General features: G+C 69.3%; 29 protein-coding genes. 11 read left to right on the top strand and 18 right to left on the bottom strand.

Annotated elements, in window-relative coordinates; all coding sequences use genetic code 11:
• Positions 1-3 precede the first annotated feature (3 nt).
• Entirely contained in the window at positions 4-225 is a 222-nt protein-coding gene (locus tag I8E28_RS04195; RefSeq protein ID WP_200786581.1) for a twin transmembrane helix small protein, read from the top strand.
• Positions 226-295: 70 nt separating this feature from the next.
• Here the strand turns inward: I8E28_RS04195 and I8E28_RS04190 are convergent, their stop codons facing one another.
• From I8E28_RS04190 to I8E28_RS04165, 7 genes are read right to left on the bottom strand one after another with little or no spacing between them, the layout of a single operon-like run.
• Complete coding sequence (locus I8E28_RS04190; protein WP_200786580.1) at positions 296-1,177, bottom strand: cytochrome c oxidase subunit 3; 882 nt, start codon at positions 1,175-1,177, stop codon at positions 296-298.
• Between the two features lie 40 nt (positions 1,178-1,217).
• Complete coding sequence (locus tag I8E28_RS04185) at positions 1,218-1,808, bottom strand: cytochrome c oxidase assembly protein (RefSeq protein ID WP_200786579.1); 591 nt, start codon at positions 1,806-1,808, stop codon at positions 1,218-1,220.
• Between the two features lie 4 nt (positions 1,809-1,812).
• Positions 1,813-1,926 carry a cytochrome oxidase small assembly protein gene (locus I8E28_RS20585; protein ID WP_239027178.1) on the bottom strand — a complete coding sequence of 38 codons (114 nt, stop codon included), beginning with the start codon at positions 1,924-1,926 and terminating at the stop codon, positions 1,813-1,815.
• A gap of 21 nt (positions 1,927-1,947) precedes the next feature.
• Positions 1,948-3,645 carry a cytochrome c oxidase subunit I gene (gene ctaD / locus I8E28_RS04180; protein WP_200786578.1) on the bottom strand — a complete coding sequence of 566 codons (1,698 nt, stop codon included), beginning with the start codon at positions 3,643-3,645 and terminating at the stop codon, positions 1,948-1,950.
• A 34-nt stretch (positions 3,646-3,679) separates the two neighbouring features.
• Positions 3,680-4,843: a cytochrome c oxidase subunit II gene (gene coxB / locus I8E28_RS04175; protein ID WP_200786577.1), complete on the bottom strand. Its 1,164-nt coding sequence runs from the start codon at positions 4,841-4,843 to the stop codon at positions 3,680-3,682.
• Positions 4,844-4,890: 47 nt separating this feature from the next.
• Complete coding sequence (locus I8E28_RS04170) at positions 4,891-5,373, bottom strand: DUF2244 domain-containing protein (protein WP_200786576.1); 483 nt, start codon at positions 5,371-5,373, stop codon at positions 4,891-4,893.
• A 51-nt stretch (positions 5,374-5,424) separates the two neighbouring features.
• The gene (locus I8E28_RS04165) at positions 5,425-6,327 is read right to left on the bottom strand and encodes a methyltransferase domain-containing protein (RefSeq protein ID WP_338050716.1); all 903 of its coding nucleotides are present in this window, start codon (positions 6,325-6,327) and stop codon (positions 5,425-5,427) included.
• A 24-nt stretch (positions 6,328-6,351) separates the two neighbouring features.
• Between I8E28_RS04165 and I8E28_RS04160 the strand changes: the two genes are divergently transcribed.
• Both I8E28_RS04160 and I8E28_RS04155 read left to right on the top strand, forming a co-directional pair.
• Positions 6,352-7,050: a ComF family protein gene (locus tag I8E28_RS04160; RefSeq protein WP_200786574.1), complete on the top strand. Its 699-nt coding sequence runs from the start codon at positions 6,352-6,354 to the stop codon at positions 7,048-7,050.
• Positions 7,051-7,052: 2 nt separating this feature from the next.
• A complete protein-coding gene (locus I8E28_RS04155) occupies positions 7,053-7,523 on the top strand; it encodes a tRNA (cytidine(34)-2'-O)-methyltransferase (protein ID WP_200786573.1) in 471 nt (156 codons plus the stop codon).
• A gap of 3 nt (positions 7,524-7,526) precedes the next feature.
• Here the strand turns inward: I8E28_RS04155 and I8E28_RS04150 are convergent, their stop codons facing one another.
• Complete coding sequence (locus I8E28_RS04150) at positions 7,527-7,982, bottom strand: MaoC family dehydratase (protein WP_200786572.1); 456 nt, start codon at positions 7,980-7,982, stop codon at positions 7,527-7,529.
• Between the two features lie 29 nt (positions 7,983-8,011).
• On the bottom strand, positions 8,012-8,629 hold the full coding sequence (locus tag I8E28_RS04145; protein WP_200786571.1) for a ParA family protein: 618 nt from the start codon (positions 8,627-8,629) through the stop codon (positions 8,012-8,014).
• Between the two features lie 56 nt (positions 8,630-8,685).
• Here I8E28_RS04145 and kefF point away from each other — a divergent pair, with 56 nt between their 5' ends.
• Both kefF and kefC read left to right on the top strand, forming a co-directional pair.
• Positions 8,686-9,315, top strand: coding sequence for a glutathione-regulated potassium-efflux system oxidoreductase KefF (gene kefF, locus I8E28_RS04140; protein WP_200786570.1), 630 nt, complete (start codon positions 8,686-8,688; stop codon positions 9,313-9,315).
• Entirely contained in the window at positions 9,315-11,156 is a 1,842-nt protein-coding gene (gene kefC, locus I8E28_RS04135) for a glutathione-regulated potassium-efflux system protein KefC (protein ID WP_200786569.1), read from the top strand. Before kefF ends, kefC begins: the two co-directional genes overlap by 1 nt.
• Positions 11,157-11,261: 105 nt before the next feature.
• Here the strand turns inward: kefC and I8E28_RS04130 are convergent, their stop codons facing one another.
• Both I8E28_RS04130 and I8E28_RS04125 read right to left on the bottom strand, forming a co-directional pair.
• Entirely contained in the window at positions 11,262-12,020 is a 759-nt protein-coding gene (locus tag I8E28_RS04130) for a sulfite exporter TauE/SafE family protein (protein WP_200786568.1), read from the bottom strand.
• Between the two features lie 11 nt (positions 12,021-12,031).
• Positions 12,032-13,297: a serine hydrolase domain-containing protein gene (locus I8E28_RS04125; RefSeq protein ID WP_200786567.1), complete on the bottom strand. Its 1,266-nt coding sequence runs from the start codon at positions 13,295-13,297 to the stop codon at positions 12,032-12,034.
• Positions 13,298-13,378: 81 nt separating this feature from the next.
• On the opposite strand from I8E28_RS04125, the gene I8E28_RS04120 reads away from it, so the two are divergent.
• On the top strand, positions 13,379-13,846 hold the full coding sequence (locus I8E28_RS04120) for a YybH family protein (RefSeq protein ID WP_200786566.1): 468 nt from the start codon (positions 13,379-13,381) through the stop codon (positions 13,844-13,846).
• Between the two features lie 169 nt (positions 13,847-14,015).
• On the opposite strand, the gene I8E28_RS04115 is transcribed toward I8E28_RS04120, so the two are convergent.
• The 3 genes from I8E28_RS04115 to I8E28_RS04105 all read right to left on the bottom strand — a co-directional run bounded on the left by I8E28_RS04115 (position 14,016) and on the right by I8E28_RS04105 (position 15,209).
• Entirely contained in the window at positions 14,016-14,462 is a 447-nt protein-coding gene (locus I8E28_RS04115) for an SRPBCC family protein (RefSeq protein WP_200786565.1), read from the bottom strand.
• A 28-nt stretch (positions 14,463-14,490) separates the two neighbouring features.
• The gene (locus tag I8E28_RS04110; protein ID WP_200786564.1) at positions 14,491-14,841 is read right to left on the bottom strand and encodes a DUF1304 domain-containing protein; all 351 of its coding nucleotides are present in this window, start codon (positions 14,839-14,841) and stop codon (positions 14,491-14,493) included.
• A 65-nt stretch (positions 14,842-14,906) separates the two neighbouring features.
• Positions 14,907-15,209 (bottom strand): hypothetical protein, encoded by a 303-nt coding sequence (locus I8E28_RS04105; protein ID WP_200786563.1) that lies wholly within the window; start codon positions 15,207-15,209, stop codon positions 14,907-14,909.
• Between the two features lie 78 nt (positions 15,210-15,287).
• On the opposite strand from I8E28_RS04105, the gene I8E28_RS04100 reads away from it, so the two are divergent.
• From I8E28_RS04100 to pcaF, 3 genes are read left to right on the top strand one after another with little or no spacing between them, the layout of a single operon-like run.
• On the top strand, positions 15,288-15,989 hold the full coding sequence (locus I8E28_RS04100) for a 3-oxoacid CoA-transferase subunit A (RefSeq protein ID WP_200786562.1): 702 nt from the start codon (positions 15,288-15,290) through the stop codon (positions 15,987-15,989).
• Positions 15,989-16,633, top strand: coding sequence for a 3-oxoacid CoA-transferase subunit B (locus I8E28_RS04095; RefSeq protein WP_200786561.1), 645 nt, complete (start codon positions 15,989-15,991; stop codon positions 16,631-16,633). Before I8E28_RS04100 ends, I8E28_RS04095 begins: the two co-directional genes overlap by 1 nt.
• Before the next feature lie 17 nt (positions 16,634-16,650).
• Positions 16,651-17,859 carry a 3-oxoadipyl-CoA thiolase gene (pcaF, locus tag I8E28_RS04090; RefSeq protein WP_200786560.1) on the top strand — a complete coding sequence of 403 codons (1,209 nt, stop codon included), beginning with the start codon at positions 16,651-16,653 and terminating at the stop codon, positions 17,857-17,859.
• A 101-nt stretch (positions 17,860-17,960) separates the two neighbouring features.
• Here the strand turns inward: pcaF and I8E28_RS04085 are convergent, their stop codons facing one another.
• From I8E28_RS04085 to I8E28_RS04070, 4 genes are read right to left on the bottom strand one after another with little or no spacing between them, the layout of a single operon-like run.
• Positions 17,961-18,692, bottom strand: a complete 732-nt coding sequence (locus I8E28_RS04085) for a ribonuclease activity regulator RraA (protein ID WP_420850234.1) — start codon at positions 18,690-18,692, stop codon at positions 17,961-17,963.
• Positions 18,693-18,722: 30 nt separating this feature from the next.
• Positions 18,723-19,655 (bottom strand): dihydrodipicolinate synthase family protein, encoded by a 933-nt coding sequence (locus I8E28_RS04080; RefSeq protein ID WP_200786559.1) that lies wholly within the window; start codon positions 19,653-19,655, stop codon positions 18,723-18,725.
• A gap of 20 nt (positions 19,656-19,675) precedes the next feature.
• Positions 19,676-21,709 carry a TRAP transporter permease gene (locus I8E28_RS04075; RefSeq protein ID WP_200786558.1) on the bottom strand — a complete coding sequence of 678 codons (2,034 nt, stop codon included), beginning with the start codon at positions 21,707-21,709 and terminating at the stop codon, positions 19,676-19,678.
• Between the two features lie 7 nt (positions 21,710-21,716).
• Positions 21,717-22,673, bottom strand: coding sequence for a TAXI family TRAP transporter solute-binding subunit (locus I8E28_RS04070; protein WP_338050715.1), 957 nt, complete (start codon positions 22,671-22,673; stop codon positions 21,717-21,719).
• 143 nt (positions 22,674-22,816) lie between these two features.
• Here I8E28_RS04070 and I8E28_RS04065 point away from each other — a divergent pair, with 143 nt between their 5' ends.
• Together I8E28_RS04065 and I8E28_RS04060 are read left to right on the top strand one after the other, a co-directional pair.
• On the top strand, positions 22,817-24,556 hold the full coding sequence (locus I8E28_RS04065; RefSeq protein WP_200786556.1) for an IlvD/Edd family dehydratase: 1,740 nt from the start codon (positions 22,817-22,819) through the stop codon (positions 24,554-24,556).
• Between the two features lie 12 nt (positions 24,557-24,568).
• Positions 24,569-25,003 (top strand): DUF1841 family protein, encoded by a 435-nt coding sequence (locus tag I8E28_RS04060; RefSeq protein WP_200786555.1) that lies wholly within the window; start codon positions 24,569-24,571, stop codon positions 25,001-25,003.
• The last annotated feature ends 46 nt before the right edge of the window (positions 25,004-25,049 follow it).

Genomic DNA, 25,049 nt, shown 5'->3' with positions numbered 1-25,049 from the left:
CGCATGAAAGTGCTCGTCGCCCTCGCGTTCGTCGCCATCCTCGGCAGCCTCGGCTCGGCCCTGTGGTTCATGATGCGCGACGGCCAGGACGGCAAGGCGAAGACCAGCAACATGGCCCGCGCACTGGCGTTCCGCGTCGGCTTCTCGGTCCTGCTGTTCGTCTGCATCCTCGTCGCCTGGAAGCTCGGCTACATCCAGCCCACCGGCATCCCGGCCGGACAGTGACCCGCGCCCCTGGCGGGGCTCCCAAAGGACAAGGCGCCCCGTGGGGCGCCTTGTGTCGTTCCGTCAGGCGTCAGAGCCAGTACACCAGCGTGTACAGCCCCAGCCAGACCACGTCCACGAAGTGCCAGTACCAGGCCGCGCCCTCGAAGCCGAAATGGCGCTCGGGCGTGAAGTGGCCGGCCATCAGGCGCAGCGTGATGAACAGCAGCATCAGCATGCCGACGATCACGTGGAAGCCGTGGAAGCCGGTCAGCATGAAGAACGTGGAGCCGTAGGCGCCCGACGTGAGCTTCAGGTTCAGCTCGCTGTAGGCGTGGAAGTACTCGTAACCCTGCACGCAGACGAACGTGAAGCCCAGCAGCACGGTGATCCACATCCAGAGGATGGTCTGGGCCCGGTGGCCGGCGCGCAGCGCGTGGTGCGCGATGGTCAGCGTGACGCCGGACGTCAGCAGCAGCGCCGTGTTGATCGTCGGCAGCCAGAACGGCGTCATGGTCTGGAACGGCTCGACGATGCCGGCGGGGGACGCGGTGGCGCCAGCGGCCATGCTGGGCCACACGGCCTTGAAGTCGGGCCACAGCAGCGCGTTGTCCAGGCTGCCCAGCGCCGGCACCGAGTGCGAGCGCATCCACCACAGCGCGGTGAAGAACGCGCCGAAGAACATCACTTCCGAGAAGATGAACCAGCTCATGCTCCAGCGGAACGAGAGGTCGATCTTGCGGCTGTACTGGCCGCCCTCGCTCTCGCGGATCGAATCGCGGAACCACTGGAACAGCACGCCGAACAGCCACAGCATGCCGAACAGGACCGACCACTTGCCCCAGCCGTGCCCGTTGATCCACTGGGACGCACCCAGGATCACGAAGAACAGGCCGAAGGCCGCGAAGGACGGATGCCGCGAGGGGTGCGGCACGAAGTAATAGGGCGTGGTGCCGCTGGCGGTGGTGCTCATGGGATCTCCTGCTTTCCTCTCGATTCTTTCGTGTGCGTGCTCAGCCCGCTTCGCCGCCGCGCGACGGCGCCGCCGCGGTGGGGGCCGGCGGCGTCCCCGCGCCGACCTCGAAGAAGGTGTACGACAACGTGATGGTGGTCACGTCCTTCGACAGCTTGGGGTCGATGACGAACGCCACCGGCCACTGCTTCTTCTCGCCCGGCTCCAGCGTGTACTGGTTGAAGCAGAAGCACTCGACCTTGTTGAAGTGCGAGGCGGCCTGCCGCGGCGCGTAGCTGGGGATGGCCTGCGCCGACATGCGGCGCGGCTGCACGTTCTGGAACTCGTACATCACGGTGGCGAGTTCGCCGGGGTGCACCTGGATGGAGGCGACCGCGGGCTTGAACTGCCAGGGGCCGCGCGCGTTGGCGTCGAATTCGACGGTGATCGTGCGCGCGGTGTCCACCTGCGAGTTGGCCGGGGCGCGCGAGGCGCCCGGGACCTGCGTCTCGCCGAGCGCCAGGATGTTGATGCCCGTGAGCTCGCAGATGTGCTTGTAGATCGGGATCAGCGCGTAGCCGAAGGCGAACATGCCGGCCGCGACCACGGCCAGCTTGCCCACCATCTTCACGTTGGCGTCGCGTCGTCCCATGCTCTCAGCCGTGCAGGAACACCATGCGGACCATGAAGCCGACGAAGAAGACGAGCACCACCGACGCCAGGATCCAGGCCAGGCGGCGGTTGGCTTTCTTCTGCTCCTCGGTCGGCATGGCGCGTCCCTGCTCGTTCCGTCAGTGGGCGATGGCGCCCGGCGCGGCGTTCGGGTTCACGCTGGAGGGCAGCGCGTCGAGCACGCGGGTGGCGCTGGCGTCCAGCTTGGGCGGCACCTCGAACGTGTGGAACGGCGCCGGCGACGGCACTTCCCACTCCAGGCCTTCGGCGCCCTTGCCGTCGGCGTCGTTCCAGGGGCGCTGGCCCGCGGCGGCGCCCTGGCCGCGCATCACGGGCAGCACGACGAAGATGAAGAAGTACACCTGCGACAGGCCGAACCAGAAGGCGCCGACCGAGGCGATCCAGTTGAAGTCGGCGAACTGCATCGGGTAGTCGGCGTAGCGGCGGGGCATGCCGGCCAGCCCGAGGAAGTGCATCGGGAAGAAGGTCAGGTTGAACGAGAGCAGCGACGACCAGAAGTGGATCTTGCCGCGCGTCTCGTTGTACATGACGCCCGTCCACTTGGGCGCCCAGTAGTAGAAGCCGGCGAACAGCGCGTACAGCGAACCGGCCACCAGCACGTAGTGGAAGTGCGCCACGACGTAGTAGGTGTCCTGCAGCAGCAGGTCGACCGGGGCCATCGCCAGGATCAGGCCGGTGAAGCCGCCCATCGTGAACACGAAGATGAAGCCGACGGCGAACAGCATCGGGGTCTCGAAGGTCATCGAGCCCTGCCACATGGTGGCGATCCAGTTGAAGATCTTCACGGCCGTGGGCACCGCGATCAGCATGGTCGCGTACATGAAGAACAGCTGGCCGGTCACCGGCATGCCGGTCGTGAACATGTGGTGTGCCCACACGATGAACGACAGGATGGCGATCGAGCTGGTCGCGTACACCATCGAGGCGTAGCCGAACAGGCGCTTGCGCGAGAAGGCGGGCACGACCTGGCTGATGATGCCGAAGGCCGGCAGGATCATGATGTAGACCTCGGGGTGGCCGAAGAACCAGAAGATGTGCTGGTACATCACCGGGTCGCCGCCGCCCGCCGGGTTGAAGAACGTGGTGCCGAAGTGGCGGTCCGTCAGCGTCATCGTGATGGCGCCGGCCAGCACGGGCATCACCGCGATCAGCAGGTAGGCCGTGATCAGCCAGGTCCACGCGAACATCGGCATCTTCATCAGCGTCATGCCGGGGGCGCGCATGTTGAGGATGGTCACGATGATGTTGATCGAGCCCATGATCGAGCTGGCGCCCATGATGTGCATCGCGAAGATGCCGGCGTCCATCGACGGGCCCATCTGCAGCGTCAGCGGCGCGTAGAGCGTCCAGCCCGCAGCGGGGGCGCCACCGGGCATGAAGAACGAACCCACCAGCATCAGAGCGGCCGGGATCAGCAGCCAGAAGCTGAAGTTGTTCATGCGCGCGAACGCCATGTCCGACGCGCCGATCTGCAGCGGGATCATCCAGTTCGCGAAGCCCACGAACGCCGGCATGATGGCGCCGAACACCATGATCAGGCCGTGCATCGTGGTGAACTGGTTGAACAGCTCGGGGTTCACCAGTTGCAGCCCCGGGTACATCAGCTCGGCGCGGATGCCCATCGCCAGCAGCCCGCCCACCATCAGCATGGTGAACGAGAACAGCAGGTACAGCGTGCCGATGTCCTTGTGGTTGGTCGCGTAGACCCAGCGGCGCCAGCCGGTGGGCGCGCCGTGGTGGTCGTGCTCGTGCCCGTGGTCGCCCGCGTGGCCGTGGGTGGGGAGGACTGCGCTCATGGCTTGCTCTCTTCCTTGGTTCCTGTCCGCGCGGTCACTTGCCGCGCTGCGCCAGCACTTCCGACGGCTGGACGACCTGGCCCGTCTTGTTGGACCAGCTGTTCTTCGTGTAGCTGATGACGGCGGCGATGTCGGTGTCCGACAGCTGCTGCCAGGCCGGCATGGCATTGCGGCCGTGCAGCACGACCTGGATCTGCTTGCTCTTGTCGGCGTCCTGCACGATGGGCGAGCCGTCGAGGGCCTTGATCGGGCCGGCGCCCTTGCCGTTGGCCTGGTGGCAGGCGGCGCAGTTCGCGCCGTAGACCTTCTCGCCGCGCGCGACGATGTCGGCCAGCTGCCAGACCTTGTTCGGGTCGTCCTGCTTGGCGGCCATCTTCTTCTGCTGGTCGCCCACCCAGGCGGTGTACTCCTGCGCCGAGACCACCTTCACGTGGATCGGCATGTAGGCGTGCTCCTTGCCGCACAGCTCGTAGCACTGGCCGTAGAAGTCGCCGGTCTTCTCGCTGCGGAACCAGGTGTCGCGCACGAAGCCCGGGATGGCGTCCTGCTTGACGCCGAAGGCCGGCACGCCCCACGCGTGGATCACGTCGTTGGCCGTGGTGATGATGCGCACCTTCTTGTTGACCGGCACCACCAGCGGGTTGTCGACCTTGAGCAGGTAGTTGTCCGGCACGTCGCCCTTGGCGCCCGCGTTGGAGATCTCGCGGTGCGTGGCGTCCAGCGTGGACAGGAACGACAGGCCGGCGCCTTCGCCGTTCAGGTAGTCGTAGCCCCACTTCCACTGGTAGCCGGTGGCCTTGATGGTCAGGTCGGAGTTGCTGGTGTCCTTGGACGCGACCAGCACCTTGGTGGCGGGCAGCGCCATGCCGATGACGATCAGGAACGGGATGACGGTCCACACCACTTCCACCGTCACCGACTCGTGGAAGTTGGCCGGCTTGTGGCCGACCGACTTGCGGTGCTTGAAGATGGAATAGAACATCACCGCGAACACGGCGATGAAGATCACGGTGCACGTGATCAGCATGAACCAGTGGAGCCAGCCCTGCTCGACCGCGATGCGGGTGGCCGCCGTGTGCAGGTTGAGCTGGCGGACCGCGGGACCGCCCGGCAGGTCGTTGACGGCATGGGCGGCGCCGGCGCCGGCGGCCGAGGCCGCGATGGCCGCCAGGCGGGCCAGGGTCGAAAGGCTCTTCATCTTGGTCTTCAAGGTTCCGGTTACTCGTTCGATTCGTCTTCGGCGCCTCAGCGCGCCCCGCCCCACTCGCGCAGCGCGCTGCGCAATTCCTGCGCCAGCAGCGGCCGCAACTCGGGCCGCACGTAGCGGCCCACGCTGACCGAGCGCCCGCGGCCGGACACCTCGATCAGCGACCGGTCGCCGGTGCGCGGCTCGACGCGCACCCACGACGGGTCGAACTCGGCGCGCTGCACCTGGCCGCCGCTTTCCAGTTCGACCACCAGCCGGCGGCCTTGCAGGGAAATGCGCTCACCGTCGGCCGCGTGCCGCGCGTAGAGCAGGAAGGCCACCCCGATCGCGCCCAGTTCCAGCCAGGCGAACGGCAGGATCAGGGTCGCGCCGTGCTGCCAGAAGAAGGCGCCGATGCCCAGCGACACCACGCACAGCGAGGCATAGAACCAGCCCAGCTGCGCCGGAGTGACGGAACAATTGCGCTTCAGGAACCAGACGATGTTCTGGCCCTGGACTGTCGCAAATCGAAAAACCGGCATCGACGGTGGCGCTCACAAATCAACCGGGCATTGTACCGGTGTTGATCTGCCTCAATCGGCCTGGCCCGACGATTTGCCCGCGCGGCCGCCCTGCAATGCACGCCGCATGTCGTCCAGGGACACGCTGCTGCGGGGCGCCACCGGCATCCGCGGCGCCGGCTTCAGCGCGTGGCCGTAGACGATCTCGAAGGTGAGCGCCAGCCGGCCGTCGGGGCCGGCCAGCCGCGCCGCGAGCTCTGCCTCGAGCGCCCGCCGCCAGCCGCGCCCGCGCAGGGCCGGGAAGCGGCCGGGGTGCACATTGGCCCCCATGCTTCGCAGCTCGTGCAGCATCCGGCCGGCATCGGCCCAGGTCAGCGTGATGCGCTCCATGTCCATGACGGGCTCGGCGAACCCGGCACCGACCAGCATGTCGCCCCAGTCGTGCATGTCGGTGAAGTCGGGGCCGGCGGGTCCCCAGCCAAGGTCCGCGTAGGCCTGGCGCAGCTCGCGGATCGTGTCCGGGCCGAAGCAGGACACCATCAGGAAGCCGTCGACGGCCAGGGCGCGGTGCCATTGCGCCATCGACGCCTGCGGGTCGGGCTCGAAGTGCAGCGCCATGTTCGACCAGACCATCTGCATCGACCCGTCCGGCACCGTGGTGGCGAACTCGCGGCGCGCGCCCCAGCGCTTCCACCATGGCGGCGCGAGCAGTTCACGCGCCCTGGGCAGCAGGTCCGCCGTCTCGACGATGGTGCCGTGCGCTTGCGGATACCGCTGCTCGAGCAGGCCCTGCGCCTCGGTGCCGCCGCGCACGGCGCCCCAGTGCGCCCACGCTGACGGCGCCAGGCGGATCCACTGCAGGCGCTCGGCCATGCGGCGCGCCACTTCCTCGTGCAGCCACGGCGCGCGCGGCTCGGCCTCGCGCTGCCAGTGGCGAACCGCGGTGGGGTCGAGGGTTGGGGGAGGCGAAGCCACGGAGCCGGGCAGTATATTGAGCCGATGTGGGCGCAGCTGCTGGGCACGATGGCGCGGGCGGCGCCCGCTCGTTGCGACGTCTGCCATGCGTGGCCCTCGCAACCGGTGTGCGCCGCGTGCAGCGCGCGCTTCTCCGCCCCGGTTCCACGCTGCCGCACCTGCGCCCTCGCGGTGCCCGCCGGCATCGAGCACTGCGGCCGCTGCCTGCGCCAGCCCCCGCCTCTTGCCGACTGCATCGCCGCCGTGAGCTATGGCTACCCGTGGGCTGGCCTGGTCGCCCGCTTCAAGTTCTCCGGCGGCGCGGGCTGGGCCAGCACGTTCGCCCCCTTGATGCTCGCGGCGCCCGGCGCGGCCGAGGTGCTCGCCGCGTCCGATCTCGTCGTCCCGATGCCGCTGTCGCGAGAGCGGCTCGCCGCGCGTGGCTACAACCAGGCGCACGAACTCGCGCGGCGCCTGTCGCCGCGGCGCGCCGACGCGGCGCTCGCCCTGCGCGTTCGCGACACGGCGCCGCAGGTGCAGCTGGCCTACGGCGACCGGCAAGCCAACGTGCGGCACGCGTTCGCGATCGAGCCGGCGCGTGCGCAGGAAGTCCGCGGCGCGCAGGTGCTGCTCGTCGACGACGTGCTGACGACGGGTGCTTCGCTGTTCGCGCTGGCACAAGTGATGCGCGAAGCCGGCGCGGCGCAGGTGCGCGCGATCGTCTTTGCGCGCACGGAGGAGTGAGCTTGTTCCGCATCGTCCTGGTCCATCCCGAGATCCCGCCGAACACCGGCAACGTCATCCGCCTGGCGGCCAACACCGGTTGCGAGCTGCACCTGGTGGAGCCGCTGGGCTTCTCGATGGAGGACAAGCTGATGAAGCGCGCCGGGCTCGATTACCACGAGTACGCCGACGTGCGCCGGCATGCGGACTGGAACGCGCTGGTGCGCGCGCTGCAGCCGGACCCGCACCGCCTGTTCGCGATGACCACCCGCGGCACGCGTGCCGTGCACGAGGTGCGGTTCCAGCCGGGCGACTGCTTCGTGTTCGGCAGCGAATCGAGTGGCCTGCCGCCGGAACTGCGGGAGAGCTTTGCGCCCGAGCAGCGCCTGCGCCTGCCGATGCGGGCGGGCCAGCGCAGCCTCAACCTGTCGAACGCGGTCGCGGTGACCGTGTTCGAGGCCTGGCGGCAGAACGGGTTCGGCGGAGCGACCTAGCGCTCAGGGGTAGCGCAGGCCGATCGACTCGGCGATGCACACGGGCTTGTCGCCGCCCTCGCGCTCGACGAGCACCTTCCAGGTCATCTGCATGCCGCCGCGGTCGATGGGTTCGCAGGACAGCAGCGTCATGCGCGCGCGCAGGCGACTGCCCACCGGCACCGGCGACGTGAAGCGCACCTTGTTCAGGCCGTAGTTCACGCCCATGCGCGCGCCCTCGATCGCGATGGCGGTCTCGAAGAACTTCGGCAGCAGCGACAGGGTGAGGAAGCCATGCGCAATCGGCCCGCCGAAGGGGCCGGCCCTGGCCTTGTCCACGTCGACGTGGATCCACTGGTGGTCGCCCGTCGCGTCGGCGAACAGGTTGACCTGCTCCTGCGTAATGGTGATCCAGTCGCTGGTCGCGACTTCCTGGCCGACCAGCGAGGGGACTTCGGCAAGCGAGGCGATGGTTCTCATGCCGGCACTCTAAGCGGCAGCCGCCCGGCTCAGCTGTCGAGCCAGCGACAAAGCCCGGCCCACTGCTGCAGGTCGCGCTCGACGCGGCCCGGCGCGACGTCGAACAGCGTCAGCCCGCGTGCGGCCAGGTACACATAGTTCTGCGTAGGCCGCAACTCGCCCAGCAGCGGCAGCCCCAGCCCCTTCACGAACGACTGGAACTGGTCGGCCGCGAGCGTGCGGCCGTCGACGCGGATGCCCACCAGCGCCACCTGCAGGCCGGACGCCTTGCGCTGCTCGGCCAGTTCGTCGAGGAAGGCGCGGGTGGCGAAGATGTCGAACACGCTGGGCGCGAGCGGCACGACCACCTTGTTGGCCGAGTGCAGCAGGTCGCGCAGCTGCTTGCCGTGCAGCCCGGCGGGCGTGTCGAGGACGACGTGGGTGGTGCCCTTGGGCGGCTTGGCGACGTGGCCTTCGCCGACTTCCCAGCTGCTGACGGGCCGGGCGGCGGGCGGACGCAGGTTCAGCCACAGCCGGCTGGACTGCTGCCGGTCGGCATCGCCGAGCATCACGGACCGCCCCTTGCTGGCGTAATAGCCCGCGATGTTGGTGGCGAGGGTGGATTTCCCGACGCCTCCCTTGGGGTTGGCAACGACCACGACTGGCATGGAGCACCTCCGTCCTCGGCCGCGGGACCACGGCCGCTTTACGCTATGGTAACGGCATGGATGAGCGCCCCGCAGCAGCCCCCGGCCCCTACGTGCTCGCGGCGCACCCCAACTGGCGGGAATCGCGCGTGAACCGCCGGCTGCTGGAAGCGGCACGCTCCGTGCCGGGCGTGGCGGTGCAGGACCTCTACGCCACCTATCCCGACTACGACATCGACGTCCCCGCCGAGCAGGCGCGCACCGCTGCCTGCAACCTGCTGGTGCTGCTGCATCCGGTCCAGTGGTACTCGATGCCGGCGCTGCTCAAGCTGTGGCTGGACGAGGTGCTGACGCACGGCTGGGCGTACGGCCACCAGGGCACCGCGCTGCAGGGCAAGGACCTGTGGCTCGTGGCGACGACCGGCGGCCCCGAAGCCTCGTACCACCCGCAGGGCTACAACCGCTACTTCTTCGACGCCTTCCTGCCGCCCTATGAACAGACGGCGGCCCTGTGCGGCATGCGCTTCCTGCCGCCGCTGGTGCTGCACGGCGCGCACCGCTCCAGCGCGCAGGAGGTGGACGACCACGTGGCCGTGTTCGCCGACCGGTTGCGCAGCTACCCGGCCTGGCCCGAGCTCGAGGACCTCGCCACTTGCATCGCCTGCGAGGTACCCGAAAGCGACCGGCCGGTGGGCGAGGAGCACTGATGGAACACGCCCCCGCCTGGCTGTCCAACAGCCTGATCTACCTGGGCGCCGCCGTGCTGGCAGTGCCCATCGCGCGCGCGCTGGGCCTGGGCGCGATCCTGGGTTACCTGGCCGCCGGCATCGCCATCGGGCCTTGGGGACTGCGGCTGGTGGGCAACGTGCAGGACGTGCTGCACTTCGCCGAATTCGGCGTGGTGCTGATGCTGTTCCTGGTCGGCCTGGAGCTGGAACCGCGGCGGCTGTGGACCATGCGCGGCTCCATCTTCGGCTGGGGCGCCATGCAATACCTCGGCTCGGCGACGCTGCTGGCGGCGATCGCCATCGCCCTGGGCATGGACTGGCGTCTGGCGCTCGCCGCGGGGCTTGCGCTCGGCGACTCGTCGACCGCGACAGCGCTGCGCGCCCTGGGCGACCGCAACCTGCTGCCCACGACCTCGGGCCAGACCTCGCTGAGCGTGCTGCTGCTGCAGGACGTGGCCGCCATCCCCGTGCTGGCCTTGCTGCCGCTGCTCGCGGCCACCGGCACCGCCGAAGGCAGCGGCTGGATCGGCGCCGCCAAGGCCGTGGGCGTGGTCGCCGCCATCATCCTGGGCGGCCGCCTGCTGCTGCGCCCCACCCTGCGCTGGATCGCCAAGAGCGACTCGCCCGAAATCTTCACCGCGGCCGCGCTGCTGCTGGTGGTGGCGACCGCGGCGCTGATGCAGCTGGTCGGCTTGTCGATGGCGCTGGGCGCATTCCTGGCCGGCGTGCTGCTGGCGGAGAGCGAATACCGGCGCGAGCTGGAAACGGACCTGGAGCCGTTCAAGGGACTGTTGCTGGGCCTGTTCTTCATCGCCATCGGCATGTCGATCGACTTCGCCGTCGTCCTGGAGCAACCGCTTCGCATCGCGGCCATCGTCGCCGGCTTCCTCGCCACCAAGGCGCTGGTGCTGTGGGTCATGGCCCGGCTGATCCCCGTGCCGAAGGGTGAGCGTCCGCTGTTCATCGTGCTGCTGGCCCAGGGCGGCGAGGTCGGCTTCGTGGTGCTCCAGGCGGCGTCGGGCGCGCGCCTGGTCGACCCGCAGACGGCGTCGGTGCTCGTGGCCGCGATCACGCTGTCCATGCTGCTGACGCCGCTGTTGCTGCTGGTGGCCGACCGCTGGACCGCGCGCAATGGCCGTGCGAACAAGCGCGAACTCGACGAACTGGACCAGCCGCAGCACGCGCCGGTGATCATCGCGGGCTTCGGCCGCTACGGGCAGATCATCGGCCGCCTCATGGATGCCAACGGCATCGCGTCCACCGTGCTGGACCACGACGCCGACATGATCGAGGCGGCCCGGGCGTTCGGCTACGAAGTGTTCTACGGCGACGCCACGCGGCTGGACCTGCTGCGCATGGCCGGCGCGCGGGACGCGAAGGTGCTGGTGGTGGCGGTGGACGACCCGAAGCAGTCGCTCAAGATCGTCGACCTCGCGCGCGAGAACTTCCCGCACCTGCAGCTGGTGGTGCGGGCACGTGACGTGACGCACTGGAACGAACTGCGCGATCGCGGCGTGATGCACGTCGAGCGCGAGGTGTTCGAGTCGAGCGTGCGCAGCGGGCGCACCGTGCTCGAGATGCTCGGCGAGGCGCCGCACGAGGCGCGGCGGCTGGCGATGCGGTTCCGCCGCGCGAACCTGGAGCTGTTCGAGCGCATGTACCCGCACCACAAGGACCGCTCGAAGATGATCGCCGTGGTCAAGCAGGGCCGCCGGCAGTTCGAGGAGCAGATGGCCAGCGAACGCGCCGACATGCAGCGCCGCCGCGCCACGGGCGTCGACCGCAAGCCCGGCTGGGACGACGAGCGGCGGTCCTCCTAGTGCGCGGCGCATGCGCGCCGCCTCGTGAACATCCTCGACGCGGCGCGCCTTCCGCTCTTCTGCGTCCTCTGCGTTGAAGCCGCGCGCAAGCGCGTTCGAGCGAGGTCAGGCGATGAATCCGTCCCAGGCCAGCTTGACCCCGGTCAGCAGCATGCCCAGGTAGATCAGGCGGTAGAACAGCGTCGGCTGGATGCGGTGGGCCAGGCGCACGCCGATCCAGACGCCGACGGGGGCGAGCGGCATCAGGGCCAGCGACGTGGCGAGGTTGCGCATGTCCAGCAGCCCGAGCCAGGCGTACGGGACCCACTTGCTCAGGTTCACCATGAAGAAGAACGCGGCCATCGTCGCCGTGAACACCAGCGGCGGCAGCCGCATCGGGATCACGTACGCGTTCACCGGCGGGCCGCCGGCGTGTGCCACGAAACTGGTGAAGCCCGACGTGACGGTGAGCAGCGCGCCCGCCCAGCGGGGCGGGTGCGGGCTGTCGGGGCGCGGCGGGAACGCAAGGCGCTGCGCGAGGAACAGCAACGTGAACACGCCGACGATGCCCGCGACGGTGCGCGCATCGAGGTAATGGAACGACAGCGTGCCGACGACGGTGCCCACCAGGCCCATGGGCACCAGGAAGCGCACCAGCTTCCAGTCGAAGTGGTGGCGGAAGGCGGCCAGCCCCAGCACATCCATCACGAACAGGATCGGCATGAAGATCGCCGCGGCCTGCGGCACCGGGCAGGCCAGCGCCATCAGCGGCACCGCCAGCGAGCCGAAGCCTGCCCCGAAGCCGCTCTTGCTGATGCCCATCAGCAGGACGGCCGGGATCGCCACGGCGTAGAAAGAGGGATCGGTGATGAGCGGGAACTGCAAGCCCGCGATTGTCACCGCCCGCGCAACAGCCCGGCGAGTGCGCGGAATTGCGCCAGCGTGATCGGGTCGTTGCCCGAGTTGGCGGCGACGGGATGGGAGCCGAAGCGCGCAATGACCATCTCCGCGCCGGGCGCGACGTAGATACGCTGGCCGTGGATGCCGCGCGCCTCGAACGTGCCGTGCTCGTCGTGCGCCACCCACCACATGCTGCGGTACGAGTAGCCGGGCAGCAGTGCGTAGCCCGCCTTGGCGAATTTCGCGGGATCGCTGCCGCGCGCGATGTCCGCGACCACGGCCGCCGGCACCACCTGCTTGCCATTGAAAGCCCCGTCGCAGCGCATCGCTTCGCCGAAGCGTGCGAGGTCGCGCAGCGCCGCCGACATCCCGCCGCCGCCCATGGGGACACCGATCGGATCCACGGTGAAGTACGCGTCCTGCTCGCAACCCAGCGGCGCCCAGAGCCGCTCGGACAGCATGCGCGCCAGCGAAAGGCCCGTCGCGCGTTTCATCACCCAGCACAGCACTTCGGTGTTGACGGTCTTGTACGAGATCGCCTCGCCGTGCGCGCCGTCCTTGCGGATCGTCGCCAGGTACTCGTAGAAGTTGCCGGGGCCGTCGTACCCCGGCGGCCGCGCCATCGTGCCGCCCGCGCGCGAGTAGGCCCACACGTCGGCCGCCGAGTCGGCATACGCCTCCGAGTACGCGGCGCCGACCTGCATGTCCATCACCTGCCGCAACGTCGCGTCTTCCCAGGCCGTGCCGCGCATCTCCGGCAGCCAGTGCGCGATGGGCCGGCGTTCGTCCACCACGCCCTCGTGCACCAGCATCGCGGCCAGCGTGCAGGCGTAGGACTTGGTGACCGAGAAGCAGCTGTGCGGCACGTGCGCCTGCAGCTCGCCGATGTAGCGCTCGTACACGATGCGGCCCCGGTGCAGGACGACGATGCCGTCGGTGTAGGTGTCGGCCAGCGCGTCCTGCCACTGCATGCGGCGGCCTTGAAGATCGTCGAAGGCCAGTGCTTCGATGTCGCCGGCGAGATCCTCGCGTGCGAACGTGCTCGGGCCGCCGTCGCCGCGCCAGACGTTCACCGTCGGCAGGAACTCGCGCGTGTGGCACAGCGTCCAGCGGATCTGCGGGAAGCCAAGCAGCGCCTGCTTGCCGAATTCGATGCGGCGATCCGCGGGCGGTGGCGAGCCCTGCATCCAGCCCAGGGCCTTCGGGTCCGAGGCGCGGCCATCGGGGTAGGTCCTGCCGTCGAACGTGAGCGTGCCTGCCATGCGGTCTCCTGCCGGGTGAAGCGCCGCAGGCTAGGGGCGGCGCGGATTGCCGTCAACCGAGATCGATGGCTAGGATGCGCCATGTTCCTGCACCGCCTCGCCTTCGTCCTGCCCGCCCTTGCGCTCGTCGCGTGCGCCGCGCCCATGGCCCCCGCGGGCTCGATCGACCAGTCAGCCGCGTCCGCCGAACTGCGCGCCGCGGAGACTGCGTTCGCCGCCAGCATGGCGCGTCGCGACCTCGCGGCGTTCAGCGCCCTGGTGGCGGACGACGCGGTGTTCATCAACGGCGGCCAGGCGTTGCACGGCAAGGCCCGCATCCTCGAACACTGGAAGCGCTTCTTCGACGGCCCGCAGGCACCCTTCAGCTGGAAGCCGGAGACGGCCGAAGCCAACCTGCTCGGGACGATGGGCTACACGCGCGGGCCGGTTACGTCGCCCGAAGGCAAGGTGGTCGCGCATTTCCACTCGACGTGGCGCCGGCAGCCCGACGGCCAGTGGCGCGTCGTGTTCGACAACGGCGATCGGGCCTGCGACTGCGCGAAGCCCTAGGACGGCGGCGCTCGCGCGCCCGGATCTCGACGCAGAGGACGCAGAGAGAAGAAGAGAGGACGCGGAGGAGACAAGGATTCCCTTCTGTTCGTCTTCCTCTGCGTCCTCTCTCCTCCTCTGTGCCCTCTGCGTCGGGACAGCCAGCCGAGCGCAGCGAAGGCGCTCGCCGTCAGCCCGGGATGTCGGGCTCGACCAGCGCGGCCAACTGCAGCAGCGATTCCTGCCAGCCCAGGTAGCACATCTCCAGCGGGATCGCCGCCGGGATGTTGGACTGCGCCACCGTGAGCTCGGTCCCGCCCATCACCGGCCGCAGCCGCACGTCCACCTCCAGCACGCCGGGCAGGTTCGGGTCGTCGAATTCGTCGGTGTAGCGGATGCGCTCGTGCGGCTTGAGTTCGAGGTAGCTGCCGTGGAACGAGTGGCCGTTGCCAGTGCCGAAGTTGTGGAACGACATGCGGAACGTGCCGCCGACACGGGCATCCAGCTGGTGCACGGAGCAGGTGAACCCGTGCGGCGGCAGCCACTTGGCCAGCGCCATCGGCTCGAGGAACGCGCGGTACAGCTTCTCGGGCGTGGTGCGCAGCACGCGGTGGATGCGGACGGTGCGATCGGTCATGCGCGCCATCATGCGCCACGAGGAGGCGCTAGGTCCAGCCGAGCAGCGCCAACCCGATGGCCGCCGGCAGCGCCTGGATGAAGAGGATCTTGCGGCTGGCGGTGAAGCCACCGTACAGGCCGGCGACCAACACGCAGGCCAGGAAGAAGGCCTTGATGGCCATTCCCTGCGGCCCGGCCAGCAGTCCCCACACCAGGCCTGCGGCGAGGAAGCCGTTGTACAGCCCCTGGTTGGCCGCGAGCACCTTCGAGGCCTGCGCCTGTTCGAGCGTCTGGCCGAACGCGCGCAGTCCGGCCGGCCTGGTCCACAGGAACATCTCCAGCACCATGAAGTACGCGTGCAAGGCGGCCACGATGCCGATCACGATGTTCGCTGCCATGCGCTGCTCCTGCGGTTGGGTTGGCGCATCGTAGCCCGTCCGTGCACGGGCACCAAGGCGCCGCGTCAGCCCGCAGCGGCGTGGTGCCAGCGCGATTCGGGCAGCTGCGCCAGGTACGCATGCACCGGCGCGATGGCGCCGTGCTCCGCGGCCCACGCGAGGTGGACGCGCAGCCGCTCGCGCTTGTCGTCGTCGCTGGTGGCGTCCCAGGCCGCCAGCACCAGCGGTGACGGCGGGATCGCGCCGTACATGTCGCTGCGCCGATCCGGCAGCAATTCGTACAGCGCACACCACGCGTCCGGCAGCGGGCACACGCGGCCGTCCTGTCGCGCCAGGGCGAGGGCGGCGTCGAGCGAAGGCAGCAGCATCGGGCGCGAATGATGCCGCACGCCGTGGGGTGGCCGCGGTCAGCGGACAATGGTGGCCATGCATTCCCGGAGACACCCGTGATCGACAAGATCGCCGCGACCGTGGCGGAAGCGATCGGCGACGTCGCCGACGGCGCGACGGTGATGATCGGCGGCTTCGGCACCGCCGGCATCCCGTCCGAGCTGGTCGAAGGCCTGATCGCGCAGGGCGCGCGCGACCTCGCCATCGTCAACAACAACGCCGGCAACGGCGAGCACGGCATCGCCGCGCTGCTCAAGGCCGGCCGCGTGCGCAAGGTCACCTGCAGCTTCCCGCGCCAGGCCGACAGCCACGTGTTCGACGCGCTGTACCGAAGCGGCCAGGTCGAACTCGAACTGGTGCCGCAAGGCAACCTGGCCGAGCGCATCCGCGCCGCCGGGGCCGGCATCGGTGGCTTCTTCACGCCCACCGGCGCGGGCACCGAGCTCGCCAAGGGCAAGGAGACGCGCGTGATCGACGGTCGCCTGCACGTCTACGAGACGCCGATCCATGCCGACCTCGCATTAGTCAAGGCCGAGCGCGGCGACCGCTGGGGCAACCTCACCTACCGCATGGCCGCGCGCAACTTCGGCCCGGTGATGGCGATGGCGGCGAAGAAGACCGTGGCCAGCGTGCACGAGATCGTGGAGCTGGGCACGCTGGATCCGGAGGCGATCGTCACGCCGGGCATCTTCGTCACCCGCATCGTGCGCATCGCCCGCAGTGCGACGCGCGCCGGTGGCTTCAAGGAGGCTGCGTGATGGCGTACCAGCGACGCACGAAAGAGCAACTCGCGCAGCGCGTGGCGCAGGACATCCAGGACGGCGCCTACGTCAACCTGGGCATCGGCATGCCGACGCTCGTGGCCAACCACCTGCCCGCCGGGCGCGAGGTCGTCCTGCACAGCGAGAACGGCATCCTCGGCATGGGACCGGCGCCCGCCGCCGGCGATGAGGACTACGACCTGATCAACGCGGGCAAGCAGCCGGTGACGCTCAAGCCCGGCGCCGCGTTCTTCCACCACGCCGACAGCTTCGCGATGATGCGCGGCGGGCACATCGACCTGTGCGTGCTCGGCGCGTTCCAGGTGTCCGCCACCGGCGACCTGGCGAACTGGCACACCGGCGAAGCCGACGCGATCCCCGCCGTCGGCGGCGCGATGGACCTCGCGACGGGGGCGCGCCAGACCTGGGTGATGATGGACCTGCTCACCAGGGACGGCCGCAGCAAGCTGGTCGAGCGCTGCACCTATCCGCTCACCGGCGTCGCGTGCGTCAAGCGCGTGTACACCGACCTGGGCACCTTCGCCTGCACGCCGCGCGGCCTGCAGCTCATCGACGTCGTCGAGGGCCTGTCGCGCGCGGAACTGGAAACCCTCACCGGCCTGCCGATCATGGCGGCCTGATTCCGGAGACCTTCACGATGACTTCCCGCCAAGCCTTCATCTGCGACGCCGTCCGCACGCCCTTCGGGCGCTACGGCGGCGCGCTCTCGTCCGTGCGCACCGACGACCTCGGCGCGATCCCGATCAAGGCGCTGATGGCGCGCAACGGCAAGGTCGACTGGCAGGCCGTCGACGACGTCCTCTACGGCTGCGCCAACCAGGCCGGCGAGGACAACCGCAACGTCGCGCGCATGGCCAGCCTGCTGGCGGGCCTGCCGATCGACGTGCCCGGCGCGACCATCAACCGCCTGTGCGGCTCGGGCCTGGACGCCGTCGGCACGGCCGCGCGTGCCATCAAGGCCGGCGAGGCGCACCTGCTGATCGCCGGCGGCGTCGAGAGCATGAGCCGAGCGCCCTTCGTCATGCCCAAGGCCGAGTCGGCCTTCTCGCGCGCGAACGCGGTGTACGACACCACCATCGGCTGGCGCTTCGTCAACAAGCTGATGAAGGAGCAGTACGGCATCGACTCGATGCCGGAAACCGCGGAGAACGTCGCCCGGGACTACGGCATCGAGCGCGAGGCACAGGATCGCATGGCACTCGCCTCGCAGCTGAAGGCGGTGGCCGCGCAGAAAGCGGGCGTCTTCGACGGCGAAATCACGCCCGTGACGATCCCGCAGAAGAAGGGCGATCCGGTCGTGGTGAACAAGGACGAGCATCCCCGCGAGACATCGCTGGAGTCGCTGGCGAAGCTCAAGGGCGTGGTCAAGCCCGATGGCAGCGTGACCGCGGGCAATGCCAGTGGCGTCAACGATGGCTCCTGCGCGCTGTTGATCGCCGACGAAGGCACGGCCGCGCGCCACGGCCTCACGCCTCGGGCGCGCATCGTCGGCATGGCCACCGCCGGCGTGCCGCCGCGCATCATGGGCATGGGCCCCGCGCCGGCCACGCGCAAGGTGCTGCAGCTCACCGGCGTGACGCTGGAACAGATCGACGTGATCGAGCTCAATGAAGCCTTCGCGGCGCAGGGCCTCGCGGTGCTGCGCGACCTGGGCCTGAAGGACGACGACGCGCGCGTGAACCCGAACGGCGGCGCGATCGCGCTGGGACACCCGCTCGGCGCGTCGGGCGCGCGCCTGGCGACGACGGCGGTGAACCAGTTGCACCGAACCGGCGGCCGCTACGCGCTGTGCACGATGTGCATCGGCGTCGGGCAAGGGATCGCGGTCATCCTCGAGCGGGTCTGACCGCTTTCGTCATTCCCGCGGAGGCGGGAATCCATTGCTTCCGCTTTGGCGGCCCGCGGAAGTGGAAGCGATGGGTCCCCGCCTTCGCGGGGACGACGGAATTACTTCTTCGCCTTGAACGCCTCGTAGCGGGCCTTGTTCTCCGCGTTGGGCGGGTACAGGCCGGGCAGCGAAGCGCCCTTGTTCACCTCGTCCATGATCCAGCCCTCGAGCCGTTCCTGCTCGGGGGCTTCCTGCAGCACGTGATCGAGCAGCGCGGCGGGGATCAGCACCGCGCCGTCGTCGTCGCACACCATCACGTCGCCGGGGAACACGGCCACGCCACCGCAGGCGATCGGCTGCTGCCAGGCGACGAAGGTCAGGCTCGTCACCGAAGCCGGCGCCGCTGCGCCGCTGCACCACAGCGGCAGGTTGGTGCCCAGCACGCCGTGCAAGTCGCGCACGACGCCGTCCGTGACCAGCGCCGTGATGCCGCGCTTGGCCATGCGCGCGCACAGGATGTCGCCGAAGATGCCGGCGTCCTGCACGCCCATCGCGTCGACCACCGTGATGCACCCGGCAGGCATGTCCTCGATGGCGGCGCGCGTGGAGATCGGCGAGCCCCACGACTCCGGCGTCGCGAGGTCCTCGCGCGCGGGCACGAAGCGCAGCGTGAACGCGCGGCCCACCAGGCGTGGGCCGCCGGTGCGGACGGGACGCGCGCCGCGCAGCCACACGTTGCGCAAGCCCTTCTTCAGGAGCACGGTCGTGATGGTGGCAGTGGTGACCTTCGACAGGGTCTCGACCACCTGGGGGTCGAGCTCCATGGTCGCGGGCGCGGGAACGGGCGGCATGGCCATGCGAAAAACTCCGGAGATGAAAGGTCAGCCCAGCTCGCGCAGGCGCTGGTCCTGCCGGCGCACCAGGCGATCGAGGTCGGCGACGTCCTGGGCCGACAGCTTGGGCCCGGGCTTGCGGATGAAGGGCGAGGCGATGGCGCCGCGCTGGTGCAGCAGGTGCTTGCGCACCGCCAGGCCGATGCCGGCCTGCTGCTCGTACTTGGCCAGCGGCAGGTAGGCGTCGAAGACGTCGTGCGCGCGCTCGACGTCGCCGCGCGCATGCGCCGCGACCACGTCGACCATCATCTCCGGGTACGCGAAGCCGGTCATCGCGCCATCGGCGCCGCGCGAGAGCTCCTCGGGCAGGAACAGGCCGCCACCGTTGCCGGTGAGGATGGATACGCGGCGCACGTCGCCCCTGTCGCTGGCGGCGCGGATGGCCGACAGCTTGTTCAGCCCCGGCCAGTCCTCGTGCTTGAGCATCACGCAGTGCGGCGCATTCTTCATGATGCGCAGTTCGACGGACGCCGACATCTGCACGCCGGTGGCGACCGGATGGTCCTGGAGGCACCACGGCACCGCGCCCAGCGTTTCGCCGACCATGTCGAAGTACGACACGATCTGGTCGTCGGTGCGCATCGTGGACGGCGGCGCGACCATCACGCCCGATGCACCGAGGTCCATCACGGCCTTGGTCAACTCGCCCATCGCGGCAAAGCCCGGCGAGGACACGCCGACGACGATGGGCACCCTGCCTTGCACGCGCTGCACGACCTGCCGCGTGAACGTGCGCGACTCCTCGGCGGTGAGCTTGGTGGCCTCGCCCATGATCCCGAGGATGGTCAGGCCGGTGACGCCGCGCTCGAGGCAGAAGTCCACCATGCGGTCGGTGCTCGCGAGGTCGAGCGCGCCGCTGTCGGTGAACGGGGTGACGGTGATGAGGTAGACGCCCTTGGCGGACGTGTCGAAGCGATGCATGGACTGCCTCGTGAACTGCTTCAGGCGGGCTGCAACTGCGGCCGCAGCACCTGCATGGCGAGCGCGATGACCACCAGCACGATGCCGGCGACGTCGGCCACCCAGCCCGGGTAGGCCAGCAGGAAGCCGGCGACGATCAGCATGACGCGTTCGAACGTGGTCGCACGGCGCAGGGCCCAGCCCTGGAAGCCGGCGGCCAGCGCGGCGATGCCGATCGCGCAGGTGATGGTCACTTCGGCGATGGACCACCAGTTGGCATTGGCCAGCGCCTTGGTGGATCCCATCAGCAGCAGGCCTTGCCCGCTGGGGTCGAGGACGAACATGAACGGCACCAGGAAGGCCGGCACGGTGTACTTCCAGCACTGCATGGTCGTCTTGTACGGGTCGCCGCCGGTGATGGCCGCCGCCGCGAACGGCGACAGCGCCGTCGGTGGCGACACTTCGGACAGCACCGCGTAATAGAAGATGAACATGTGCGCGGCGAACTCGGGCACGCCCAGCTTGGTAAGCGCGGGCGCGGCGATGACGGCGCAGATGATGTACGAGGCCGTGACGGGCACGGCCAGGCCGATGATCCACACGACCAGCGACGTGAAGATGGCCGTCAGCAGCAGCGAGCCGCCCGCGTACGCGATCACGATGGAGCTGAACTTCAGGCCCAGGCCCGTGAGCGTGACGACGCCCACGATCAGGCCGGCGCCGGCGCAGGTGGCGGCGACGTTGAGCACGCCGATGGAACCGCCTTCCATCGCCTTCATGAACGGCGTCTGCAGGAAGCGGCGCGCCAGGCCGGGCCCGCGGAAGAAGTCGCGCGGGATCAGCGCGGTGTCGCTGCGCAGGAAGCTGGTGGCCACCGACACGACCGTGGCCCAGAACACCGACAGCACCGGGGAGAAGCCCCAGAGCATGAAGACGATGATGGAGACCAGCGAGAGGAAGTGGAACCAGTACTTCTTCGTCAGGTTCCAGACCGTGTCGACCTTCTCGAAGGTCGTCTCGTGCATGCCGAACTTGCGCGCGTCGATCTCGACCATCAGGAACAGCGCGAAGTAGAAGAGCAGCGTGGGGATGCACGCCATCAACAGCACGTCGAGGTACGAGATCTTCAGGAACTCGGCGATCAGGAACGCGGCCGCACCCAGCACGGGCGGCGAGATGATGGCGCCCAGGCCGCCCGCGGCCAGCAGGCCCCCGGCGGCGTTTTTCTCGTAGCCGACCTTGGCGAGCATCGGGTACGCGACCGAGCCCAGCGTGACGGTGGTCGCCACGCCCGAGCCCGACGGGCCGCCAAGCAGGAACGACGCCAGCACCACGGTGCGGCCTGCGCCGGTGGGCTTGCCGCCCATCGCCGAGAACGAGAAGTCGATGTAGAACTTGCCGGCGCCCGAATACTGCAGGAAGGCGCCGAAGATCGTGAACAGGATGATCAGCGAGGACGAGACGTCGACGGCCGAGCCGAAGACGCCTTCCAGCGTCATGTACATGAAGCCGACCAGCCGGTCGACCTCGTAACCCTTGTGGGTCCACGGCGCCGGCAGGTACTCACCACCGAGCGCGTAGGCGAGGAACAGGCAGCAGATGAACGGCATGATCCAGCCGGCCGTGCGCCGCATCGCTTCCAGGATCAGCGCGATCATGACGACGCCGAACGCGACGTCCCACGGCAGGGGCGACGTGTTGCGGTCCATCATGTCGTCGCCACCCTGGATCAGGTAGTAGACGCTCGCGATGGCGAGCGCGGCGGCGATCCAGTCCCACCACATGATGCGGTGGCGCCAGCGCTGCGCGACCGGGAACACCATGAAGCACAGCGCCAGCACGAACGCCACGTGCACGGGGCGCAGGGTCTGCGTCGGCACGATGGCGTAAGCCGTGTACAGGTGGAACACCGACATGGCCACCGCGGCCAGCGTGACGAAGGTGGCCAGCCAGCCTTTCAGCTTGTTGGCCGCGCCCTCCTCCTGCTCGATGTATTCCTCGGCCTTCTGCAAGGCCGTCGCGCTGACGGCTTCGCTGAGGCCGACTTTCTCTGCGGTGGTGTCGGGATCTTTCATTCGCGGGTCAGTTCAGCTTGACGCCCTTTTCCGCCATGTACTTGATGGCACCCGGGTGCCACGGCACCGGGGTCGCGTCCTTCTTCTGGTTCTCCAGCTTGATGTTCTCGGCTTCCTTGTGGACCGCCACGATGTCGGCCTTGTGGTCGAAGATCGCCTTGACGATGTTGTAGGCCGTCTTCTCGTCCATGCTCTCGTTGGCCACCAGGATGTTCTGGACCGTGGCCTGGTGGTTGTCGGCGTCCATGCCCTTGTAGACGCTCTTGGGGATCACGTCCTCGACGTACAGGTTGCCGTACTTCTTGTTCATGGCCGCCACCAGGTTGGCGTGGTCGACCATCTTGATCTTGGTGCCGGGCGTGCTGGCCAGGTCGGACACGGCGGCGGTCGGCAGGCCGCCGACCCAGAAGAAGGCGTCGATCTTGCCGTCCTTGATGGCGTTGACCGATTCGGCGGCGCCCAGGCGCTCGCGCTTCAGGTCCTTGTCCTTGTCCATGCCGGCGGCCTCGATCAGGCGGAAGGCCATCACTTCGGTGGCGCTGCCCGGCGAGCCGGTGGACACGCGCTTGCCCTTGAGGTCGGCGAAGCTGTTGATGCCGCGGCCCTCGACCGTCACGACGTGCATGCGGTTCGGATACAGGATGGCCAGCGTGCGCAGCGGCACCTTGTGGCCCTTGAACTTGTCCTCGCCCTTGAGCGCGTCCTGCGCGGCGTCGCTCATGGAGAAGCCGACGTAGGGCTTGCCGCTGTTGATCAGCTTCAGGTTGTCGACCGAGCCGCCGGTCACCTCGGCGGTGGCCTGCATGCCCGGCACGTACTTGGACAGCACGGCCGCGATGCCGCCGCCCATGGGGTAGTACACGCCGCCGGTGCCACCGGTGGCGACCGAGATGTTCTGGGCCATCGAGGCCCCGGATGCGATGGCCAGGAAGGCCACCAGCATGAGTCGAAGGATCTGCTTCACGCTCGTCTCCATGTCGATGTGCCCGCACCCCGCGGGCAGCGGCCGCCATCTTGCGCCCGGACTGCGTTGGCATGCCTCCTGATCAACCCGAACGTGCGGCCCTTCGCTGGTGCATCATCGGTGCCGACTACAACGTTCGCAGCATGTCCAAGCCCGACGACACCAAGCCCACCCCACCCACCGGCCTGCGCAAGGGGCTGACCAGCTACGGCGACGAGGGTTTCTCGCTGTTCCTGCGCACCGCCTTCATCAAGGGCGGCGGCTACACCCGGGCTGCGCTGGACCGCCCCGTCATCGGCATCACGCAGACGGCCAGCGGCTACAACCCCTGCCACGGCAACATGCCCCAGCTGCTGGAGGCCGTGCGGCGCGGCGTGATGCTCGCCGGCGGGCTGCCGATGGAGTTCCCGACCATCTCGCTGCACGAGAGCTTCGCATCGCCCACCAGCATGTACCTGCGCAACCTGATGGCGATGGACACCGAGGAGATGCTGCGCGCGCAGCCGATGGACGCGGTGGTCCTCATCGGCGGCTGCGACAAGACCGTGCCCGCGCAGCTGATGGGCGCTGCGTCCGCCGGACTGCCCGCCATCCAGCTGATCACCGGATCGATGCTGACCGGCTCGCACCGCGGCGAAACCGTCGGTGCCTGCACGGACTGCCGCCGCTACTGGGCCAAGTTCCGAGCCAGCGAGATCGATGCGCAGGAAGTCGAGGACGTGAACGACCAGCTCGTGCCCAGCGTGGGCACCTGCTCGGTGATGGGCACCGCCAGCACGATGGCCTGCATCGCCGAGGCGCTGGGCATGACGGTGCCCGGCGGCGCGAGCCCGCCGGCCGTGACGGCGGACCGCATGCGCGTGGCCGAAGCCACCGGCACCACGGCCGTGCAGCTCGCGCGCGAGAAGCTGACGATCGACCGCATCCTCACGCCGCAGGCGTTCGAGAACGCGATGCGCGTGCTGCTGGCCATCGGCGGTTCGACGAATGCGATCGTGCACCTGGCGGCCATCGCCGGCCGCCTCGGCTACGAGCTGGACCTGCGTGGCCTCGACCGCCTCGGCCGCGAGACACCGGTGCTGCTGGACCTCAAGCCGACCGGCCAGCATTACATGGAGCATTTCCACGCCGCCGGTGGCATGGCGACGCTGCTGCGCGAACTCAAGCCGCTGCTGCATCTGGATGCGATGACCGTTACCGGCCGCACGCTGGGTGAGGAACTCGACGCCGCGGGTCCCGGCTTCGCGCAGGACGTGGTGAAGACGCGCGCGAACCCGATCCATGCGCAGGGCAGCGTCGCGGTGCTGTGGGGCAACCTCGCGCCCGGCGGCGCCATCGTCAAGCAGTCCGCGGCCGATCCGCGGCTGATGGAACATGAAGGGCGGGCCGTCGTCTTCGAGAACGCGGCCGACCTCGCGGCGCGCCTCGACGATCCGGCGCTCGACGTCACCGCCGACGACGTGCTGGTGCTCAAGCGCATCGGCCCCAAGGGCCACCCGGGCATGCCGGAAGCGGGCTACCTGCCGATTCCGAAGAAGCTGGCGCAGCAAGGCGTGAAGGACATGCTGCGCATCAGCGACGGCCGCATGAGCGGCACGGCGTTCGGCTCCATCGTGCTGCACGTGACGCCCGAAGCGGCGATCGGCGGGCCGCTCGCGTGGGTGCGCAATGGCGATCGCATCCGCATCAGCCTGTCGCGGCGCGAGCTCGCGCTGCTGGTCAGCGACGAGGAACTCGCCGCGCGCCGCGCCGCCGAACCGGTCGTGCCGCCGACGGCCGAGCGCGGCTACCGCAAGCTGTTCCTCGACACGGTGACGCAGGCCGACCGTGGCGTGGATTTCGATTTCCTCGCCAGCGCCACCAGGCGCGGCAGCGTGCCCTGACAGAATCGGGCGATGTTCAATCCCTCCCAGCAGGACGTCCGCCGCTTCTTCACCGGGGTGCGCGCCAAGCAGCGCGCGGGCCAGCCGATGGACGCGCTCGAGACGCTCGCCGGCCAGTGGCTGCAGGAGCACCCCGAATACGACCCCGACCTGGCCGACGGCGACGCGGCGCTGCAGAAGGTCTACGACGGCAGCGACGGCCGCAGCAACCCCTTCCTGCACCTGGCGATGCACCTGTCGGTGAGCGAGCAGTGCTCCATCGACCAGCCGCGCGGCATCCGCCAGGCCGTCGAACTGCTGGCGGCGCGCCGCGGCTCGCTGCACGACGCCCACCACGAGGCGATGGAGTGCCTGGGGCAGATGCTGTGGGACAGCCAGCGCTCGGGCCGGCCGCCCGACGGCGACGCATACGTCGCGTGCGTGCAGCGGCGGGCGACCAAGGACTGAGCCGCCCATGAAAAAGGCCCGCGTCCGCGGGCCTTTCGTCATTCCG

The sequence above is a fragment of the Ramlibacter algicola genome (assembly GCF_016641735.1).
GTDB classification, from domain to species: Bacteria; Pseudomonadota; Gammaproteobacteria; order Burkholderiales; family Burkholderiaceae_C; genus Ramlibacter; species Ramlibacter algicola.
Note: the sequence above shows the minus strand (reverse complement) of the source record. Positions and strands in the feature narration are given on the sequence as shown.